This window comes from Paenibacillus hemerocallicola (assembly GCF_006265175.1).
GTDB lineage: Bacteria > Bacillota > Bacilli > Paenibacillales > NBRC-103111 > Paenibacillus_AB > Paenibacillus_AB hemerocallicola.
Genome location: NZ_VDCQ01000057.1, coordinates 37192 through 57111, shown reverse-complemented (window position 1 = coordinate 57111; position 19920 = coordinate 37192). Strand labels below are relative to the sequence as shown.

Genomic DNA, 19920 nt, shown 5'->3' with positions numbered 1-19920 from the left:
AGCGAAAGGAAACGAAAGCCATGATCCGAGAAATCATTGTCGTCGAAGGCCGGGACGATACGGTCGCCATTCGCAGAGCCGTGGAGGCCGAGACGATCGAGACGGGCGGCTCCGCGATCAATGAAACGACATTAAAGCGTATCGAGCTTGCGCAAGAGCGGCGCGGTGTTATTATTTTCACCGATCCCGATCATGCCGGAGAGCGGATCCGCAAAATCATATCGGCCAGAGTGCCGGGATGCAAGCATGCGTTTCTGACGCAGGAGGAAGCGACGCGCAAGGCGGATATTGGCGTGGAGAATGCCTCGAAGGAAGCTATTGTAAAGGCGCTCGGGAATGTGCGAACCGAGATGGAACCGGATACCGGGCATGAGTACGAGGTTACGATGGAAGATCTAATGGCTGCCGGGCTGCTGGTGCATCCGCAGGCGGCCGCCCGCAGGCTGGAGATGGGCAAATTGCTCGGCATCGGATACTGCAACGGAAAGCAATTTTACAAGCGCTGCCGGATGTTTCGCATCGGGCGGGAAGAATTCGCCCAGGCGTACGAGCGGATGAGCGTCTTGCAGGAAGGCGGTGACAGGCCATGAGCGACGTTCGAGCATTCGATGTGGCCAGCCCGAAAAGGACGAAAGAGATTATTCAGAAGCACGGCTTCACGTTGAAAAAAAGTTTGGGGCAAAATTTTCTCACCGACGCCAATATTTTGCACAATATCGCATCCGCGGCGAAGCTGGACCCCTCCAAGGGGGCGCTGGAGATCGGACCGGGAATCGGGGCGCTGACCCAGCAGCTGGCCAAGGCGGCTGGCAAAGTCGTCGCCGTGGAAATCGACGGCCGGCTGCTGCCGATATTGAAAGAGACGCTGGAGCCGTACCCGCACGCCTCTGTCGTTCATGGCGATGTGCTTAAGCTGGATCTGGGCAAGCTCTGGCACGATCACTTCGCCGGATGCTCGGGGGTAAGCGTAGTAGCCAATCTGCCGTATTACGTAACGACTCCGATCATTATGAAGCTGCTGGAGGAGAAGCTGCCGCTCGAGCATATCGTCGTCATGATCCAGCGGGAAGTCGCCGATCGGATGTCGGCCAAGCCCGGGGGTAAGGAATACGGGAGTCTCAGCATCGCGGTACAGTACTATGCGGTGCCCGACATTGTGACCATCGTGCCCCCTACCGTGTTCATTCCTCAGCCGAACGTCGACTCGGCCGTTATCCGGCTGAAGCTGAGGGAAGCCCCGCCGGTTCGCGTGGAGGATGAAGGCTTCTTCTTCGAGGTCGTGCATGCGTGCTTCGCCCAGCGGCGGAAGACGCTGTCCAACAATTTGCTCGCCGGTCTGTTCGGCAAACCGGAAAAGCCCGCGATGGAGGCCATTTTGGCCGAGTGCGGCATAGATCCGTCCCGACGCGGAGAAACGCTCAGCATTTCCGAATATGCAAGTCTGGCCAACGCCATCTGGCTATACCGCAAGCAATTCCGGTAACAGGCACCAAACGCCCATATCGCCCATAAGATAGTCGAGGAGGCGATGTGGTATGAAGCAAGGGGAACTAGTCGTTCGGAAGTCCTACGGCGGCGACGTCATTTTTAAGATCGACGCGATCGAAGTGAGGCGCGCGGTGTTGAAGGGCGTCGACTTCCGGCTGCTGGCCGATTCGCCCGTTTCGGATTTGCAGCCGGTACAAGACGCCCGGCCGCTGCAGCAGCATTACTCGCAGATGAAGGTGAACGAATCGCTGCGCGAGCTGGCCCGCTACCGGCTGTGGCAGCGCGAGAAACAGCAGACGGAGCTCGGCGGTGCCGATAAAGCGCCTCATACTTATTTCGAGCTGCCCGGCAAAGTGCTGCACTTGGACGGAGATCCGACCTATTTGCGCAAAAGCATGGCGCTGTATGGCGAATTTCGCGTTCCTGCGGAAGGATACTTTGTGACGGAGTCGAACATGACGCAAGCTCTGTATCGGCTATTGCCGCAAGTAAGGCCGGATATTTTGGTCATAACGGGTCATGACGGGATTCTGAAGCATCTGAAGGACCGTGACATCAACAACCTGAACAGCTATAAAAACTCCCACAATTTCGTTAGCGCCATCCATATGGCCCGCCAGTACGAGCGCAGCTTGGATTCGCTAACGATTATCGCCGGTGCCTGCCAGTCGCATTTCGAAGCGCTGATGAAAGCCGGCGCCAATTTCGCAAGCTCCCCCGCCCGAGTTTTGATCCATGCGCTCGATCCGTCCTGCATCGCCATCAAAAATGCTTTCACCTCGGTCAGGGAGACGGTGAACATCGTCGATGTCATCCGCAATACGATCAGCGGGTTTGACGGTCTCGGGGGTGTGGAGACGCGAGGGAGCTACAGGCTCGGATTGCCGAAACTGAACACGCAAGCGACGACATAAAAGTGCCGAAAGGTGCTTTTTTTGTTTTATATCGATCGAAATGGATAAAAATTGAACACTTTGTGAATGTTAAAGGAGAAATTGGGCTCAAAAATCGGAAAAACCCGATAGAAAGGGCATTGACAATAACTTTGTTTGACTGATATAATATTTGGTTTGACTTGACAAAGGGTGCTGGATCGTATATAATAGACAAGGAAAGAGGTGGTAGTTGACAATGGCTAAAAATGCGCTGTTGGAAATCAAACGCAGTTTGGAAGCCCATGTCGGGCAGAAGATCATGTTGCGGGCAAACGGGGGCCGTCGAAAAACCATCGAACGCTCCGGAGTGTTGGAAGAAACCTACCCTTCTGTATTTATCGTCAAGCTGGACCAAGACCAGCATGCGTTCAAACGGGTGTCTTACAGCTACGCTGACATTTTGACCGAATCGGTTGAAGTGACCGTATGCCAGGACGAAGGTCAAGTCCGGATCACCTATATTCAACATTAACTATGACGCGTAACGGCGGCGAAACGAATCGTTTCGCCGCTTTTTTTGCATACTACGGATAATCCCGCAAAGAAAAGGAGGTTGGATGCGATGAGTCGCCGTAGACGCGGTGTCATGTCGGAGCAATTCAAGGATGAGCTTGCCAAGGACCTCGGGTTCTACAATACGGTCCAACAGGAAGGCTGGGGCGGCATCAAGGCGAAGGACGCCGGCAATATGGTGAAGCGCGCCATACAGCTTGCGGAGCAGCAGCTCGCCAAGCAAACTCCCCGCAGATAGTCGAGTCGCGCCGCAAACGCAAGAAAAGCTAAAGCAGACCACCTGCTTTAGCTTTTCTTTTGACCGTTTGATATAATATGGAAAGTTATCGCTTCGGTAAAGGTTGTGGGGCTATGAAAATATACGAGAAGGCGCCGGCGAAAATCAATTTGCTGCTCGACGTCCTGCGCAAAAGGGACGACGGCTATCACGAGGTCGAAATGGTCATGACCATGATCGACTTGGCGGACCGTCTTGAAATGCAGGAGCTTCCGCGCGATACGATCATCATCTCCAGTCAGGCGGGCTATATTCCGCTCGACGAGAAAAATTTGGCGTTTCAAGCGGCCAAGCTGATTAAAGAACGTTATGACGTCCGGAGCGGCGTCTATATTCATTTGGATAAGCGCATCCCGGTAGCGGCCGGACTCGCGGGAGGAAGCAGCGACGCCGCTGCCGCGCTTCGCGGCCTGAATCGGCTCTGGAGGCTGAATATCCCTACGGGGGAGCTGCAAAGGCTCGGTGCGGAGCTCGGCTCCGACGTGCCGTTCTGCGTGACGGGAGGAACGGCTGTCGCACGGGGGCGGGGAGAGAAGCTCGAGCCGATCGAAGGGCCGCCGCAATGCTGGGTCATTTTGGCCAAGCCCCCGATCCATGTCTCGACGCAGGAAATATACGGCCGGCTGAATGCCGCATCCATCGAGCGGCATCCGTCGACGGCGGATATGCTGCATGCGATCCGCGAGAAGCGCTTTGGCGACATGTGCCAAGCGATGGGCAACGTGCTGGAGGATGTAACGATCCGGCACTATCCGGAAGTGAGACAAATCAAGGAATGCATGCTGCGGCTCGGAGCGGACGGGGCGATGATGTCCGGCAGCGGGCCTACCGTATTCGGACTCGTGCAGAAGCAGTCGAAGGTGGCTCGCATTTACAACGGCCTGCGAGGCTTTTGCAAAGATGTGTACGCGGTTCGTCTTTTACCGTAATCGGTTGCGAAAAACCGGATGAAAGTGATATATTTTGTGTATAATATTCGGAAATTTTGCGGTTGTGGGGGGAGAGGCGCGTGAAAAAATTGAAAAGAAGTGCCAGATTGGTGGAAATGACGCAATATTTGTTATTCCGCCCCCACACGCTAATACCGCTTACCGTATTCGCGGAACGGTACGCTTCCGCCAAGTCGTCGATCAGCGAGGATTTGGCGATCATTAAGGAAGTATTCGAGGACGAAGGGCTCGGCGACCTTCATACGCTGGCAGGGGCGGCCGGAGGGGTGAAGTTCGCCCCGAAAATATCCGAGGCGGCGTCGCTCGATATTTTGAAAGAAATCCGACACCAGCTTGAGCAGCCCGACCGGGTACTGCCGGGCGGTTACTTGTATATGAGCGATATGCTCGGCCAGCCGAATCTCGTCAACAAAATCGGCAAAATGTTCGCCACAGCCTTCGCGGACAAGCCTCTCGACGTCGTCATGACGGTCGAGACAAAAGGAATTCCGCTCGCTTATGCGACGGCCTCGTTTCTTAATTTGCCGGTCGTGATCGTACGGCGCGACAATCGGGTAACGGAAGGCTCGGCGGTCAGCATCAATTACGTATCGGGCTCGACCAAAAGGATTTCCACGATGTCGCTCGGACGCCGGGCGCTGAAGGAACAATCGAACGTGCTGATCGTCGACGATTACATGCGTGCAGGCGGAACGATCCAGGGCATGGTCGATTTGCTGCAGGAGTTCCGCGCGACAGTGCAAGGGGTCGGCGTATTCGTCGAATCGGCCGAGGTGGACGAGCATCTGATCGATGACTACGTATCCGTCGCCAAGCTGACGAGCGTCGATCCGAAGACGAAGCAAATTTCGGTGCTGCCTGGGAGCTACTATAACGGATAGATGGATCAAAAACATTAACGAAACGGGGAATTAGCCATGACCATTGAAATCGTATCCACGACAAAGGCGCCTGCGGCAATCGGGCCTTACTCGCAAGCCGTAACGTTCGGCGATCTGATCTTCACCTCCGGACAAATTCCGCTAGACGAGAACGGCCAGCTTGTAGAGGGCGATATCGAAGCTCAAACCCATCAGGTTTTCCGGAACTTGTCCGCCGTATTGGAAAAGGCCGGCTCGACCTTTGCCCATGTAGTGAAGGCGACCGTGTTTATTAAAGATATGAATCAGTTTGCGGCCGTCAACCAAATCTATGCGTCTTACTTCGGAGACCATAAGCCTGCCCGCTCAACCGTTGAAGTGGCGCGCCTGCCCAAGGATGTTCTTGTCGAAATAGAACTGATAGCGACGAAAGTTGTCGAAAAAGTTTAAATAGAAAATTAAATTTTAAAAAAAACGATTTTTTCGGAAAATTCTAGGAGGAATCAGCTTCATGATGTGGAAGTATACACCAAGTCTCGCATAGTCTAAAGGTGGTGAACACAATTGCAGATTACTGATGTACGTCTTCGCCGGGTGAATTCCGAGGGAAGAATGAAAGCGATTGCTTCCATTACGATTGACAACGAATTTGTCGTTCACGACATTCGCGTCATCGACGGAAACAACGGGATGTTCGTAGCGATGCCGAGCAAGAGAACGCCGGATGGCGAGTTCCGCGATATCGCCCATCCGATTTCTTCTACCACTCGGGAGAAAATCCAAGCCGCCGTTTTGGCTGAGTACGAACGGGTTTCCAGCGAGGAAGAAGTTATCGAAGAAGGAGCCTGAGATCATGCGACGGGGAAGAGAGCCTGACTTTCGGCTCTCTTTTCTTTTTGGCGCATTTGCGATATATTCGATAAGGAATCGAGCCTTTGGGAGGGTGAAGACGAATGCGGAAACTGGGAATTGTGCTTGCCGCGGGGCAAGGCAAACGGATGAAATCGAAGCTGTACAAGGTGCTTCATCCGGTATGCGGCAAGCCGATGGTAGGTCACGTGCTCGATGTGCTGGACGCTGTGCGGGTGGACCGGAAGGTCGTGATCGTCGGTCACGGGGCGGAAGAGGTAAAAGCTTATCTAGGCGAACGCGCCGAGTTCGCCCTTCAGGCCGAACAGCTCGGTACGGGTCATGCCGTACTGATGGCTAAACCGCTGTTTGAGCAGGAGGACGGCATCACGGTCGTTATTTGCGGGGATACGCCGCTTATCCGGCCGGATTCGCTCGAAGCGATGATTCGGCTTCACCAGGAGCAAGGGGCAGCCGCTACGCTTATGAGTGCGAATTTGAACGATCCCAGGGGATACGGACGTATCGTTCGCAACGAGCAGGGGCATGTGGTGAGCATCGTGGAGCAGAAGGACTGTTCCACCGATCAGGATGCTATCCGGGAAATCAATGCAGGCACTTATTGCTTCGATAACCGCAAGCTGTTCGCCGCTTTGGCTAAAGTGACGAACGACAATGCGCAGAAGGAATATTATTTTACCGATGTGGTCGGCATTTTACGCGAGCAGGGCGAGACGGTGCTTGCTTACTGCACGAACGACGAATCCGAGTGGATCGGCGTAAACGATCGCGTAGCGTTGTCGGAAGCCGAAAAATATATGCGGGACCGAATCAATCGCGGACATATGATGAACGGGGTAACGATAGTCGATCCCGTCAACACTTATATCGAGAAGGACGTCGCGATCGGCGCGGACACGGTCCTGCATCCGGGGACGGTGCTGCGCGGGAATACGGCGATAGGGGAAGACTGCTCGATCGGTCCGAACTGCGAGCTGACGGATACGGTTGTCGGTGCGCGGGTTCATATCAAGCATTCCATCCTCTCGGAAGCCGAGGTCGGGGATGGATCTTCCGTGGGGCCGTTCGCTTATTTGCGCCCCGGGGCGAAGCTCGCGGGCAATGTGAAGATCGGCGACTTCGTCGAAATCAAAAACGCATTCCTGGACGAGGGCGCGAAAGTATCGCATTTGAGCTATATCGGCGACGCGCAGGTAGGCAAAAATGTCAACATCGGCTGCGGCGCGATAACCGTCAACTATGACGGTTTCAACAAGAATAAGACCGTTATCGGGGATGATGCGTTCGTCGGCAGCAACGTCAATCTGATAGCGCCTGTTACGATCGGCAAGGGCGCTTTCCTCGTGGCTGGCTCGACGATCACCAACGACGTGGCGGATAACGACGTCGCCATCGCCAGGGAGCGGCAGACGAACAAAGAGGGCTATGCGGAGAAGCTGCGCGCCAAGTTTAAAGCGGCCAAGCAGAACAAGTCATCCACTTAGGAGCGTTTACCGTATTGGCGGTTTTCGGAAAATATGATTACGGAAACGTTCCAAGATGTTTCGATCCGGGACAAGATGGGTAAGTTAGAATAGACCAGCCATTTTGTCAGGAGGTATTTCGAACTATGGACTTGACCTTGAAAGCGGAAAGCCGCAACGACAGCGTAACGAAATCCGACTTGAAAAAAATGCGGGAGCAGGGCAAAGTGCCGGCTGTCGTATACGGCAAAAAAGTAGCGAGCACACCGATATCCGTCGATGAAAAGCAGCTGATGGCATTGTTGAAGCATAATCCGCACGCCATCGTGGAGATGGACATTCCAAATAAGGGAAAGCATCCGGTCATGATCAACGGCATTCAGCGCGACAGCATTCAGCGCAGCTTGCTTCACATCGATTTTCATCAGATCAATATGAACGAACCGATTCGCACGACGATAGGTCTGGAATTTACCGGAGAATCTCCGGCGCAACGGGAAGGCGGCGTGCTGACCGCAGTGCTTCACGAGGTTGAGGTGCGCTGCTTGCCGCAGGATTTGCCGACTTCGATCGCGGTAGACATTAGCGGGCTCGAGCTGGGAGGCAGCTTCCTGGCGAAGGATCTGCAGCTTCCGCCTGAAATCGAATTGAAGACCGACGATAATGCCGTGCTGGCGACCATTCTCGTGCCGCAGAAGGCTGCCGAGGAAACGGAGACGGCCGTCGAAGAGGCGAAGGAAACCGAATCGGCAGGAGAAGCCGTCAAGCAGGACTGAGCGGCTTTCCACGGCCAAGGCAAAGGGTTACGTTCCGTTCCGGATACGTAACCCTTTTCTGTTCCCGCAAACTTCCGGACGAAGGCCTTTCCATCAATATCCCGGACGTGAGATAAACGTATATAAACCCCGATTGTAATAAGTGCTGTTTACTTTGATGAACGAATGGGTAACGCGTTCCACATAGCCAATATCCCGGTGAAGCTGCTCCAAATAAATTTGCACGGGCACTCGATGTTCGATATGATCTTGGAAATGGTGGTCTTCTTTAATAGAATCGCCATTGGAATACATAGTTCCACCCTCGCTCGTCTTGAAATTTGATTTTGATAGCATAGACAATCGGCCTGGGCATTTCGTTGCATGGAAGTTGAATTTTTTTTGAAAGGAATTTGATCGGGCTATGAAATGGATAGTAGGACTTGGCAATCCCGGAACCGCGTATCGCAACAACCGACATAACGTCGGATTTATGGTGCTTGATCGTGCCGCCGAACAATGGGGCATATCGATCGCCCAGAGCAAGTTCAAGGCATTGGTGGGCGAAGGGCATTTCAAAGGGGAAAAGGTGCACTTGCTCAAGCCGATGACGTATATGAACTTGTCGGGAGAATCGATGAGGGCGTTTATGGACTTCTACAAAGCGCCTCTCGAGGACTGTATTGTCGTATACGACGACATGGACACGCCGTTCGGCCAAATCAGACTTCGCTACCAGGGCAGCGCCGGCGGGCATAACGGCATCAAATCGATTATTCAGCATGCGGGTACTCAATCCTTCAACCGGATACGCGTCGGCATATCGCGTCCGGATCCCGGCTACAGCATCGTCGACTACGTGCTGGCCGATTTTACGAAAGAAGAGGCAAAGACGCTTCCCGACGCCGTGCAAAAATCGGTGGACGCTCTGGAATTCGCGCTCGAGCATAATTTCGATAAAACGATGGCCAAATTCAATCAGTAGGAGCGCGAGACACGGAACGATCCCCCCCCCCGGTCATGGCTAATTTTGCGGCAATCTGTTCATACTAGTACAAATGGCTTTACGCGTCAGGCAGCCATTGCGTACTGGAACGTAAGCGTGAACGATCCAATAAGGTTGCGACCGGTGGGGAGGGCTTAGTATGGCAGTCAAATATGTGTGCAGGCATTGCTCGGCGCATCTCGGGGAAATCGACAATCCGCAGGTAAACGAAATCCAACTCGGTTTCCATTTCTTGACCCCTGAAGAACGCAGAGATATAATTACGTATAGCCACAGTGGCGACGTGCTCGTCAAGCTTACGTGCGACTATTGCCGCAAAGCGCTCGACGAACACCCGGAATTGAACCTGGTAGCCAGTCCGCTCCAATAAGCGGAGCCGGCAGGGAACGTTGTAGAACCAGATTCGGTCGGATACGAAATAAAAGGCCTCGGTATTTTAACCAAGGCTTTCTTTTTGGTTTGCTCGTATAAAGGAGTGTATTCCCTTGCAATCATTGATCCGTGCATTTTCCGAGGATCGCGAATTTGTATCCATTGTCACCGGCATCGAATCGGGCATGCGGGAGCAGCTCGTATCGGGCTTGGCCGGTTCTTCGCGGCAAGTGTTTATCGCCGCGCTCGCAGAGAAGCTGAACCGCCCCGTGTTCGTGGTGACGCACAATATGTTTTCGGCGCAGAAGATGACCGAAGATTTGCTGGAATGTTTGCCGGAGGAACAGGTGCTGCTGTACCCGGCCAATGAGCTGATGGTGACGGAAGCGGCCGTGGCAAGCCCGGAGACGCTGGCACAGCGCATTGACGCCCTGACCCGGCTTGCTGTCGGATTCAGAGGGGTAGTTGTAGTTCCATTCGCCGGTGTGCGCAAACTGCTTCCTCCCAGCGCCGTATTTCGCGACGCCCAATTTGCGATTAAGGTAGGGGACACGGTCGATCTGGATTCGCTGCTGCAGCGCATGGTGGAGCTCGGCTACGAGCGGGTCGAACGGGTAGAGTCGAAGGGGGAAATGAGCGTTCGCGGAGGTATTCTCGACTTTTACCCGCTAACCTCTGATACCCCGTACAGGGTGGAGTTGTTTGACGTGGAGGTCGATTCGATCCGCAGCTTCGATGCGGTCGACCAGCGCTCGATCGACAAGCTTTCCTCTGTTGTCATCACGCCTTGCAAGGAACTCATCGCCGAAAGAAAACGCTTCCAAAATGCTGCCCAGCATGCCTTCGATTTGCTTCAGGAGCAGCTTGCGAGAATGACCGACCGTCAAGTGAAGGACCGTCTCAAGGAAGAAATCGGCCATGAAATCGAGCGGATGCGGGAGACCCAGTTTTTTGCCGGGCTGTATAAGTATATCGGTTTATTGTATCCGGAGCGGCATACGCTGATGGATTACATTCCGAAGGATGCGATTCTGGTCATCGACGAGCCTAGCCGGCTGCTCGAAACGTCGAAGCAGCTGGAGCGCGATGAAGCCGAGTGGATGACGAACCTGCTCCAGGAAGGAAAATCGCTGCCGGGCTTCGCCATGTCCAAAACGTATGAGTCGATTTTGCATCGGACCGCGTATCCGACGCTGTACGTCTCTTTGTTTTTGCGGCAGGTTCCGCAAACCCAGCCCCAGAACATCGTCAATTTCATGTGCCGGGCGATGCAAAACTTCCACGGGCAGATGAACGTGCTCAAATCGGAGATGGAACGGTGGAAAAAGACCGGGGTCCGCGTCATGGTGCTGGCCAACGGCGAGGAGCGCGTAGATCGGGTACGGCGCGTACTCGGCGACTACGAAATCGAGGAGCCTGCGATCCTGAACGGGAATTTGCAGGCCGGCTTCGAGCTGCCTTCCGTCCACCTTGTCGTTATTACCGAAGGCGAGATGTTCACCCAGAAAAACCGCAAGGTGCGCAAAATCGATAAAAAAATCGATAATGCGGAGCGGATCAAAAGCTACAGCGAGCTGAAGGTGGGCGACTACGTCGTCCACGTCAATCACGGTATCGGCAAATATGTCGGGATCGGTACGCTCGAGGTAGGCGGCATTCATAAAGATTACATGCATATTTTGTACGCCGGCGGCGACAAGCTGTCCGTACCGATCGACCAGATCGATCTTATTCAGAAATATGTAGGCTCCGAAGAGAAGGAGCCGAAGGTTTACAAGCTCGGCGGCGCGGACTGGGCCAAGGTCAAGAGCAAGGTGCGCAGCACCGTTCAAGACATCGCCGACGATCTGATCAAGCTTTACGCGGAACGGCAAGTAGCTTCCGGCTACGGGTTCAATAAGGATACGACATACCAGCAGGAGTTCGAAGGGATGTTCCCTTACGACGAGACGCCGGATCAGCTGAGAGCGATCGAGGAAATCAAAAAAGATATGGAACTTTCCAGGCCGATGGACCGTTTATTATGCGGGGACGTCGGATACGGCAAGACGGAGGTCGCGGTGCGCGCGGCGTTCAAGGCGGCGATCGACAACAAGCAGGTGGCGGTGCTCGTACCGACGACAATTCTCGCCCAGCAGCATTACGAGACGTTCCGCGAACGTTTCTCCGACTACCCGATCAATATTAAAGTATTGAGCCGGTTCCGTTCCCAGAAGGAGCAGAAGGAAACGATCAAGGGCGTGAAGCAGGGGACGGTCGATATCGTAATCGGAACGCATCGGCTGCTGTCCACGGATCTCGTATTCAAAGATTTGGGTCTGCTCATCGTCGACGAGGAGCAGCGCTTCGGCGTATCGCACAAGGAGAAGCTGAAACGGCTCAAAACGAATGTCGACGTATTGACGCTGACGGCGACGCCTATCCCTCGTACGCTGCACATGTCGATGCTCGGCGTGCGCGACTTATCGGTCATCGAGACTCCGCCCGAGAACCGGTTTCCCGTGCAGACATACGTCGTCGAGCATAGCAACGCCCTTGTCCGGGAAGCCATCGAGCGAGAGCTCGCGAGAAACGGGCAAGTGTATTATTTGTTCAACCGGGTGCAGGGAATCAATCAGATGGCCGAGCAAATTTCGTTTCTGGTCCCGGATGCGAAGGTCGGCGTGGCCCACGGCCAAATGTCCGAGCAGGAGTTGGAGCGGACGATCCTCGATTTCCTGGACGGAGAGTACGACGTCCTTGTCAGCACGAGCATTATCGAGACCGGCGTAGATATCCCGAATGTAAATACGCTGGTCGTGCATGATGCGGACAAAATGGGGCTTTCCCAGCTGTATCAGCTTCGCGGCCGTGTCGGCCGGTCGAATCGGATCGCTTATGCGTACTTTACTTACCAGCGGGATAAAGTGCTTACCGAAGTGGCGGAGAAGCGACTGCAGGCGATCAAGGAATTTACGGAGCTCGGCTCCGGGTTCAAGATCGCGATGCGCGACTTGGCCATCCGCGGCGCCGGCAACTTGCTCGGGGCCGAGCAGCACGGATTCATCGCCTCGGTCGGCTTCGACCTGTACACCCAAATGCTGGGCGAGGAAATCGCCAAGCGGAAGGCGGAAATGCACGGCGAGCAGCCGGCAGAGAAGGTAGCGGCGGCTACGCTGATCGAGCTGACGCTCGATGCCTATTTACCGTCCGACTATATTTATGATAGTATGCAGAAGATTGAGATTTACAAGAAAGTGGCAAACATCAAGACCCTAGAGGAAGCGAAAGACATGTATGAGGAAATAGAGGATCGATTCGGCAACTTGCCTCAGGCGGTACTGAACCTGCTTGCTGTGGCCCGATTGAAAGTGTACGGCGCCAATTATGCGATAGAGTCGATTTCGCAAAAGGGAGATGATATTCAGCTCAAAATCCACTCAAGCGAAAACGGCAATTTGGACGGTCAGCGGCTTCATGCCCTATCCGCGCAGTATGACGGAAGGGTCAAGCTGATTCCGGGCTCTCAAATCGTCATCCAGATGAAATGCAAGGGATTAAAGCCAGAAGACTCCATCGAAATACTGGAGCGATTTTTGGTACAATACAAAGAGGCTTTGAAATCGAAAGGAGAGTTGCGCCATGTTGCCAATTAACCGCAGCAAGACCGCTCGCCGGCTGTCCGTCGCATTAGCGGCGTTAGTCGTAGCGGCGATGGCCTTGACCGGGTGCGGTAAAGATAAAAATACTGCAAGCGGCGGAGCAGGGAATACCGAGGTTGTAGCCACCTACAAGGAAGGCGGGAAAGTAACGAGGGGCGAATACGATTCCTTCGTCAACTCGATCAAATTTTTCAACCCGATGTATGCCCAATTCGACACCGATCCTACGTTCCAGGATTATATGATGAAGCAGCTGATCGCCTTCAAGGTGCTCGGCGCCAAAGCGGACGAGCAGTCGAAGAAGGACGCGGAGAAGAAAACGCAAGAGCAGATCAATCAAATCAAGCAATATTTCGAGCAGCAGGGCGGAGACAAAAATGCGTTCGACAACCAGCTGAAGACGGCCAATCTGACGCAGAACGACATTAATGATTATATTCTAAAAAGCTTGATCGTACTGGGCGACGCCGAGAAGAAAGTGACCGACGACAAGGTGAAGGCCAAGTTCGACGAGAACGCGGCGACGAACGCGTATACGATCGCGACAGTCAGCCATATCCTCGTCTCGCTTAAGGACCAAAACCAGGAAAAAGATATCCGCACGAAGGAAGAAGCGCTAAAACTCGCTCAGGAAGTGAAGCAGAAGCTGGATGCCGGCGGCGATTTCGCGGCGCTCGCCAAAGAGTTTTCCGACGACGGGGGCTCCAAGGACAAGGGCGGCAAATACGAAAACGCCGAAGTAGGCCAATGGGTCGAAGGCTTCAAAAAAGCCGCGATCGAATTGCCGATCGGCAAAATCAGCGATCCCGTCGAGACCGAATTCGGCTACCATGTCATGAAAGTGGAAGCCCGTTCGACCAAGACGCTCGATCAAGTGAAGGATGACATCAAATCGGAGCTGGCCGAGCTGCAGGTTTCCGACTTTATCGAGAAGGACTTGCCTGCCATGATCGAGAAAATCGACACGGACAAGCTTCCGAAAGCGGCTCCTGCAGCGCCGGAGGCGGGAACGGGAACGACTCCGAACTTGACGACGCCTGCTGCCAAATAATATGCGATGCCAAGACGTCCGATATTGCGGACGTCTTTCTTTTTTCCACTGCCTGTATAAGAAAATGGGAGCAGTAACATACTATGGGCAGACAACAAAAGTTAAAGAAAAGGCCTCCTGCAAGGATTAGCGGATACAAGTATAACCGTCCAGTCGTATTTAAAACACTTCATTGGAAAGTGAGGCATCCAGAATTATGAAAGCAACTGGAATTGTTCGTCGGATCGATGATTTGGGCAGGGTCGTGATCCCGAAAGAAATTCGCCGCACGCTCAGAATCCGCGAGGGAGACCCGCTGGAAATATTCGTCGACCGCGATGGCGAGGTCATCTTGAAGAAATATTCCCCTATCGGCGAGCTCGGCGATTTTGCCAAAGAGTATGCCGAATCGTTATACGAGAGCACGAATCATATTACGATTATTACGGACCGGGATACGGTTATCGCCGTCTCGGGAGGCTCCAAGAAAGAATATTTGGAGAAGCCGGTCGGGGCGATCGTCGAATCGTGCATGGAAAACCGCAAAACGTCGCTTGAGACGAATTCCGCTCAATACGAAATCATCAAGGACTTTAACGAAGCGTACAGCTCTTACGTGATCGCGCCGATCGTGGCCGGCGGAGATCCGATCGGTTCCGTTATATTGGTAAGCAAGGACGATGCCGTCAATATGGGGCAGATGGAAATGAAAATGGCGGAGACGGCAGCGGGCTTTTTGGCTAAGCAGATGGAGCAGTAAGGAATGAGGAAGGTTCAATCAAAAGCTTCCCGGCGAACGGAATACGTTACGCCGGGGGGCTTTATTGTTGTTGCCTCAAGCGCGTTGCTTGACGCCGCTTCGTGGGGGGATATAATATAGGCAAGGTTCGCTTCATTTTGGGGGCAAGCTAGCTTGTCCATTGTGCGAAAGGGGAATCGTATGCGGCAAAGCCCGAATCCGCCGACGATCTCCGGCGGGGCGATCGTCAAGGGAGCTGTTGTGCTCGGTGCGGCGGCGGTCGTATCCAAGCTGCTCGGCACGATGCAGAAAATTCCGCTGCAGAACGTGGCGGGAGACAGCGTGTTCGGCATTTACAATGCGGTGTATCCGCTTTATACGTTAATATTGTTTTTGGCCACGGCCGGTTTCCCGATAGCGGTGTCCCGTTTCGTAGCCGAGGAAAGAGCGCGGGGTTCCGCTGCGGGGGCTCTGGGCGTGCTGAAAATGGCGCTGGCGCTATCGATCGCGACGGGGCTTTCCTGCTTCGTCTTGTTATATTTCGGAGCGGGCATACTGGCCTCGTGGATCGGCAATGGACAGACGGAAGCCGCTCTGCGCAGCGTATCGTTCGCCCTGTTCTTCGTTCCCGTCATGGCGACGCTCAGGGGATACTTTCAAGGCTTGGGCGATATGGCTCCGACCGGAGTTTCCCAAGTGGCCGAGCAATTGATTCGCGTGGCGGTCATGGTCGCGCTGCTGATCGCGTTCGTGCAAGCCGGCGCCTCCGATGCGGAGATTGCCGCCGGAGCTACATTCGGTTCGGCTGCGGGGGCGTTGGCGGGTCTGATCGTCATGAGCGTCTATTGGCGCTCGCACCGGAAGAAAGAAAAACGGCTGTACTCGGATGATAGCGGCACGATGCGAGCCGGTGAGGCGGGACGCGTCGGCTATCGGCGATTTATCGCTTATGCGTTCCCGGTTTGTCTCGGCTCCATCGTGCTGCCGATGCTGACGTTGGCGGATACGTTTACGGTACCCAGACTGCTTATGCAGAGCGGCTATGGCGAAGCGGAGGCGATGAGGCAATTCGGCCTGTACAACCACGGGCTTCCGTTAGTGCAGCTTGTGGCGATGATCGTCTCCTCCATGTCCGTTGCCCTCGTTCCCGCCATATCCGAGGCAAAGGCCAGAGGCGCGTTGGCGGAGGTCCGGAGAAGCGCGGCGGCGTCCCTGCGTCTCACATGGCTGATCGGGCTGGCTGCTTCGGCCGGAATGGCGGTCACTGCCGTTCCGTTAAACGTGATGTTTTACAAGGATGCTGCAGGATCAGTCACGATGATGATTTTGGCTTGTACTACGGCTTTCAGCGTCGTGCAGATCGTGTCGGCCGCCATTCTGCAGGGCTTGGGCGCCGAGCGGGCCGCTGCCTATCACCTGCTGGCCGCCGCTGCGGTCAAGGTAGGACTGAACTTATGGCTTGTTCCCTTATGGGGAATCGAAGGCGCGGCCGTATCCGCCATAGCTGCCTATGCCACAGCCGCAGGCTTGAACATGATCCGGTTGAAAGGCTTTCCTTTCGGACGGCTGTCGTGGCGCGATTTCGCCATGAAGCCGCTGCTGTCTACCTTGGTGATGGCGATCGTTACGGCTGCCGTCGTCTTTGCCGCCGACCTTTTGGTCGCGAACGTTTTCCCGGATTTGTCCTATAGGTGGAGACAAACTGCGGTAGCGATCGTCTCCGTCGGCTGCGGAGCGTCCGTGTTCGGCGTCATGCTGTTCCGTACGGGGGCCATCAGCGCGACCGAGCTCGCGGCGGTACCGAAGCTGGGGACGAAGCTGCTGCGGATTTTGCGGAAATGGCGCATATTACCTAACTGAAGGAGGCTCATGATGTCCCGATCCATTACTGTTGTCGGACTTGGCTCCGGAGATGAAAACCAGCTGACGCTGGGCGTCTGGAAAACGCTGCAGGCGGCCGACCCCGTTTACGTTCGAACGGACAAGCATCCCGTCGTCGATTACTTGAGGGCGAACGGCATAGCGGTTTGCTCGTTCGATGGGCTGTACGAATCTCGCCCCTCTTTTGCCGAAGTATACGCAGCTATCGTGGAACAATTGCTCGAACTCGCCCGAACGTCGCAGCGGGATGTCGTATACGCCGTTCCCGGCCATCCGATGGTGGCCGAATCGACGACCCGGCTGCTGCGCGAACGATGCGCGGGCGAAGGCGTCGATCTGGCCGTAGTCGGAGGAGAAAGCTTTCTGGATCAAGCCTTCTCGCGGTTCGGGTTCGATCCGATCGAAGGGTTCGCCTTGTTCGACGCGACCGCGCTTCCGGCATCCGGAGCGGGTCTGGAGCCGCGCATGCATACGCTGATCGCGCAAGTATACGATACGAACACGGCATCGGACGCCAAGCTGTTTCTGATGAATGTGCTTGCGGACGACCATGAGGTCGTAGTCGGACATGAGCTTGGGATAGCCGGACGCGAACGAATCGTCAGGGTGCCGTTATACGAGCTGGACCGGATCGAGGGATATGGAAATTTGTCGCTCGTGTGGGTTCCACGTACGGAAGAGGAAGCGGTCCGCAATCGCACCTTCGAGCGGCTGCGCGAAATCGTCGATATTCTTCGCAGTCCGGACGGATGTCCCTGGGACCGGGAGCAGACGCACGCCAGCATCCGCAAAAATTTGATCGAAGAAACGTACGAGGTGCTGGAAACGATCGACGACGACGACCCCGGGGCCATGTGCGAGGAATTGGGCGACCTGCTGCTGCAAATTATGCTCCACAGCCAAATGGAGGCGGAGACGGGAGCGTTCGACGTCTACGATGTGATCGCGGGTCTCAACGATAAGCTGATCCGGCGCCATCCTCACGTGTTCGGAGAGCTTGGAGCCAACGACGCGGACGAGGCGCTGCGCAATTGGAACGAGATGAAAGCGGAGGAGAAGCGCAGCAAAGGCATCGATGTGGAGCAATTGTCCGTGCTTGCGGGAGTACCGCGGGATTTGCCCGGGCTCATGAAAGCTTACAAGCTGCAGAAGAAGGCGGCTCAGGTAGGCTTCGACTGGGAACGGACGGAAGAGGTATACGCGAAGATCGAGGAAGAATTGGCCGAGCTGAAGGAAGCCTCCGACGACGAGCGAACGGGAGAGCTGGGCGATTTGTTGTTTGCTGTTGTCAATCTGGCTCGGTTTTTGCGGATTGATCCCGAAGAGGCGCTCGCTTCGACAAACCGCAAATTTTTGGAAAGATTCGGCTATATCGAGCGCCAGCTGCGTCTAAAAGGCAAAACTTTTGACCAAACTGGGTTACCGGAGATGGAAATTTTGTGGCAAGAAGCAAAAAAACTTTCGAAAAATGCAAGATCGTAGAAGGAATTTCCCGGCCAACAAAGAATACATACTACCGTACAGGCAAAATGCCCATGCAAACCCAGCTTTCCCCGCGGAAGCTTCAAGCCAACTTTTTAGGAGGAATTTAACGATGAATAAGACAGATCTCGTAAACAACATCGCTACTAAAAGCGGATTGTCCAAAAAGGATGTAGAATCCGTATTGAACAGCTTTCTTGGTGAAGTAACAGACGCTTTGTCCACCGGCGGCAAAGTACAGCTGATCGGCTTCGGCACGTTCGAAACCCGCACTCGTTCCGGCCGCACGGGCCGCAACCCGCAAACGGGCCAAGAAATCAAAATCCCGGCTTCCAAAGTTCCTGCTTTCAAAGCCGGCAACAAGCTTAAAGAAGCCGTTAAGTAATGCGTCTCGACAAGTTTCTGAAAGTATCCAGGCTCATCAAGCGACGTACGGTCGCCAAGGACGTATCCGATCAAGGTCGGATCTGGATCAACGGAAGGGAAGCGAAAGCGAGCAGCACCGTGAAGACCGGGGACGAGCTAGTTATCCGGTTCGGTCAGAAAAGCGTGACCGTTCGCGTGGAGAGGATCGCCGAAACGACCCGGAAGGAAGAAGCGGGCGAGATGTATACGGTGTTGAAGGAAGAATCGAATGCGGAATAACCGCATGCAGAGACCGGCCAATAGGGCCGGTTTTCGTCTTTGTACGGGACTTCCAGGTTTTTGTTCTAAAACGAGCCCCCCTCCCATAATCTAGTCGTAAGAGGGAGGGGTACATGCCATGATCGATCCGGTCAAACAAAAACGTCAGGAAGTGAAGATGCTCAATCGCAAGCTGCTCGAAATTTCCGGCGTGCTCAACGTGGAAAGCTTCGACAGCGAGGAATTTCTGCTCGAGACGGAATGCGGGTTCCTGGCTATCAAAGGGCAAAATTTACATATTAAAAACTTGAACCTGGAGCAAGGCCTCGTGGCGATTGAAGGGATGGTGCACGGCCTCACATACCTGGATTCGAGCGCGCACGAGAAATCCAAAGGGTTTCTAGGGAAGTTGTTCAAGTGAGCCTGCAAATCCAATTTCTCACCTTATCCGTCATGGCGGGCAGCGGCGCATTCATGGGAGCGCTGTTCGACGTCTACCGCGTCTTATCCGGACAGCTGCGGCCCCCCCGCTGGCTCGTTCCGCTGCTCGACATCGGCTATTGGATGGTCGCCACCCTTTTTGTGTTTCGCGCGCTATTGTACAGCAATGACGGACAAGTCCGCGTGTACGTGTTCCTGGGCCTGCTGCTCGGCGTATGGCTGTATTTCCGGCTGGCCAGCCGGTTGACGATCCGTCTCGTCCAGCTATGCATCCGTCTTGTCCTTGCGCTGATCCGCTTTCTCGGGAGAACGGTCGAGTACGTTATTATTAAGCCGGTCCTGCTTTTGTACCGACTCCTTATCATACTGTTCGGATTTTTATGGGCGCTCACTATTTTCATCGGTAAAATTATGTTACAATTGATGTATCCGTTCCTACTTTTGGGGCGATTGATCATGAAACCGTTAAGGAAGCGGCTTCGCAACCCGGACTGGTGGAATCGCTTCACCGGACTGTCCGGCAAATGGGTACAAGCCATCAAACGGTTGTTTCGCAGAAACGGATAAACATACCGGAATGGGAGGAACCGTTA

The 19920-nt window shown here is 54.5% G+C and carries 22 protein-coding genes; all 22 read left to right on the top strand.

The features are described 5' to 3' along the window. The first annotated feature begins 20 nt into the window (after positions 1 to 20). A complete protein-coding gene (rnmV, locus tag FE784_RS30215; RefSeq protein WP_139605990.1) occupies positions 21 to 590 on the top strand; it encodes a ribonuclease M5 in 570 nt (189 codons plus the stop codon). Further along, positions 587 to 1483, top strand: a complete 897-nt coding sequence (rsmA, locus tag FE784_RS30210) for a 16S rRNA (adenine(1518)-N(6)/adenine(1519)-N(6))-dimethyltransferase RsmA (protein WP_139605989.1) — start codon at positions 587 to 589, stop codon at positions 1481 to 1483. Before rnmV ends, rsmA begins: the two co-directional genes overlap by 4 nt. Positions 1484 to 1535: 52 nt before the next feature. Next, positions 1536 to 2402, top strand: a complete 867-nt coding sequence (yabG, locus tag FE784_RS30205; RefSeq protein WP_139605988.1) for a sporulation peptidase YabG — start codon at positions 1536 to 1538, stop codon at positions 2400 to 2402. 217 nt (positions 2403 to 2619) lie between these two features. Next, positions 2620 to 2895, top strand: a complete 276-nt coding sequence (gene veg, locus FE784_RS30200) for a biofilm formation stimulator Veg (protein WP_110843831.1) — start codon at positions 2620 to 2622, stop codon at positions 2893 to 2895. Positions 2896 to 2985: 90 nt separating this feature from the next. Then, on the top strand, positions 2986 to 3174 hold the full coding sequence (locus FE784_RS30195) for a small, acid-soluble spore protein, alpha/beta type (protein ID WP_139605987.1): 189 nt from the start codon (positions 2986 to 2988) through the stop codon (positions 3172 to 3174). A 113-nt stretch (positions 3175 to 3287) separates the two neighbouring features. Then, complete coding sequence (ispE, locus tag FE784_RS30190; protein ID WP_139605986.1) at positions 3288 to 4142, top strand: 4-(cytidine 5'-diphospho)-2-C-methyl-D-erythritol kinase; 855 nt, start codon at positions 3288 to 3290, stop codon at positions 4140 to 4142. An 80-nt stretch (positions 4143 to 4222) separates the two neighbouring features. Next, complete coding sequence (purR, locus tag FE784_RS30185) at positions 4223 to 5044, top strand: pur operon repressor (RefSeq protein WP_139605985.1); 822 nt, start codon at positions 4223 to 4225, stop codon at positions 5042 to 5044. A gap of 36 nt (positions 5045 to 5080) precedes the next feature. Continuing rightward, positions 5081 to 5473, top strand: a complete 393-nt coding sequence (locus tag FE784_RS30180; protein ID WP_139605984.1) for a RidA family protein — start codon at positions 5081 to 5083, stop codon at positions 5471 to 5473. Between the two features lie 114 nt (positions 5474 to 5587). Further along, on the top strand, positions 5588 to 5872 hold the full coding sequence (gene spoVG, locus FE784_RS30175; protein ID WP_138883611.1) for a septation regulator SpoVG: 285 nt from the start codon (positions 5588 to 5590) through the stop codon (positions 5870 to 5872). Positions 5873 to 5976: 104 nt separating this feature from the next. After that, the gene (glmU, locus tag FE784_RS30170; protein ID WP_139605983.1) at positions 5977 to 7377 is read left to right on the top strand and encodes a bifunctional UDP-N-acetylglucosamine diphosphorylase/glucosamine-1-phosphate N-acetyltransferase GlmU; all 1401 of its coding nucleotides are present in this window, start codon (positions 5977 to 5979) and stop codon (positions 7375 to 7377) included. Between the two features lie 125 nt (positions 7378 to 7502). Then, positions 7503 to 8132, top strand: a complete 630-nt coding sequence (locus tag FE784_RS30165) for a 50S ribosomal protein L25 (protein WP_139605982.1) — start codon at positions 7503 to 7505, stop codon at positions 8130 to 8132. 403 nt (positions 8133 to 8535) lie between these two features. Beyond that, positions 8536 to 9096, top strand: a complete 561-nt coding sequence (gene pth / locus FE784_RS30155) for an aminoacyl-tRNA hydrolase (protein ID WP_139605980.1) — start codon at positions 8536 to 8538, stop codon at positions 9094 to 9096. 160 nt (positions 9097 to 9256) lie between these two features. Further along, a complete protein-coding gene (gene fin, locus FE784_RS30150) occupies positions 9257 to 9487 on the top strand; it encodes an anti-sigma-F factor Fin (protein ID WP_139605979.1) in 231 nt (76 codons plus the stop codon). A gap of 115 nt (positions 9488 to 9602) precedes the next feature. Continuing rightward, positions 9603 to 13124 carry a transcription-repair coupling factor gene (gene mfd, locus FE784_RS30145; protein ID WP_139605978.1) on the top strand — a complete coding sequence of 1174 codons (3522 nt, stop codon included), beginning with the start codon at positions 9603 to 9605 and terminating at the stop codon, positions 13122 to 13124. Beyond that, positions 13111 to 14181 carry a peptidylprolyl isomerase gene (locus FE784_RS30140; protein ID WP_139605977.1) on the top strand — a complete coding sequence of 357 codons (1071 nt, stop codon included), beginning with the start codon at positions 13111 to 13113 and terminating at the stop codon, positions 14179 to 14181. Before mfd ends, FE784_RS30140 begins: the two co-directional genes overlap by 14 nt. Before the next feature lie 196 nt (positions 14182 to 14377). Further along, positions 14378 to 14920 (top strand): stage V sporulation protein T, encoded by a 543-nt coding sequence (spoVT, locus tag FE784_RS30135; protein ID WP_139605976.1) that lies wholly within the window; start codon positions 14378 to 14380, stop codon positions 14918 to 14920. Between the two features lie 162 nt (positions 14921 to 15082). After that, positions 15083 to 16759 (top strand): putative polysaccharide biosynthesis protein, encoded by a 1677-nt coding sequence (locus FE784_RS30130; RefSeq protein ID WP_246132254.1) that lies wholly within the window; start codon positions 15083 to 15085, stop codon positions 16757 to 16759. A 12-nt stretch (positions 16760 to 16771) separates the two neighbouring features. Next, positions 16772 to 18262: a bifunctional methyltransferase/pyrophosphohydrolase YabN gene (yabN, locus tag FE784_RS30125; RefSeq protein ID WP_139605975.1), complete on the top strand. Its 1491-nt coding sequence runs from the start codon at positions 16772 to 16774 to the stop codon at positions 18260 to 18262. A gap of 112 nt (positions 18263 to 18374) precedes the next feature. After that, positions 18375 to 18647 carry an HU family DNA-binding protein gene (locus FE784_RS30120; protein WP_139605974.1) on the top strand — a complete coding sequence of 91 codons (273 nt, stop codon included), beginning with the start codon at positions 18375 to 18377 and terminating at the stop codon, positions 18645 to 18647. After that, positions 18647 to 18907, top strand: a complete 261-nt coding sequence (locus FE784_RS30115) for an RNA-binding S4 domain-containing protein (protein ID WP_139605973.1) — start codon at positions 18647 to 18649, stop codon at positions 18905 to 18907. The genes FE784_RS30120 and FE784_RS30115 overlap by 1 nt, the downstream gene beginning before the upstream one ends. A gap of 118 nt (positions 18908 to 19025) precedes the next feature. After that, positions 19026 to 19307, top strand: coding sequence for a sporulation protein YabP (gene yabP / locus FE784_RS30110; protein ID WP_139605972.1), 282 nt, complete (start codon positions 19026 to 19028; stop codon positions 19305 to 19307). Then, positions 19304 to 19894 carry a spore cortex biosynthesis protein YabQ gene (gene yabQ / locus FE784_RS30105; protein WP_246132251.1) on the top strand — a complete coding sequence of 197 codons (591 nt, stop codon included), beginning with the start codon at positions 19304 to 19306 and terminating at the stop codon, positions 19892 to 19894. Before yabP ends, yabQ begins: the two co-directional genes overlap by 4 nt. The last annotated feature ends 26 nt before the right edge of the window (positions 19895 to 19920 follow it).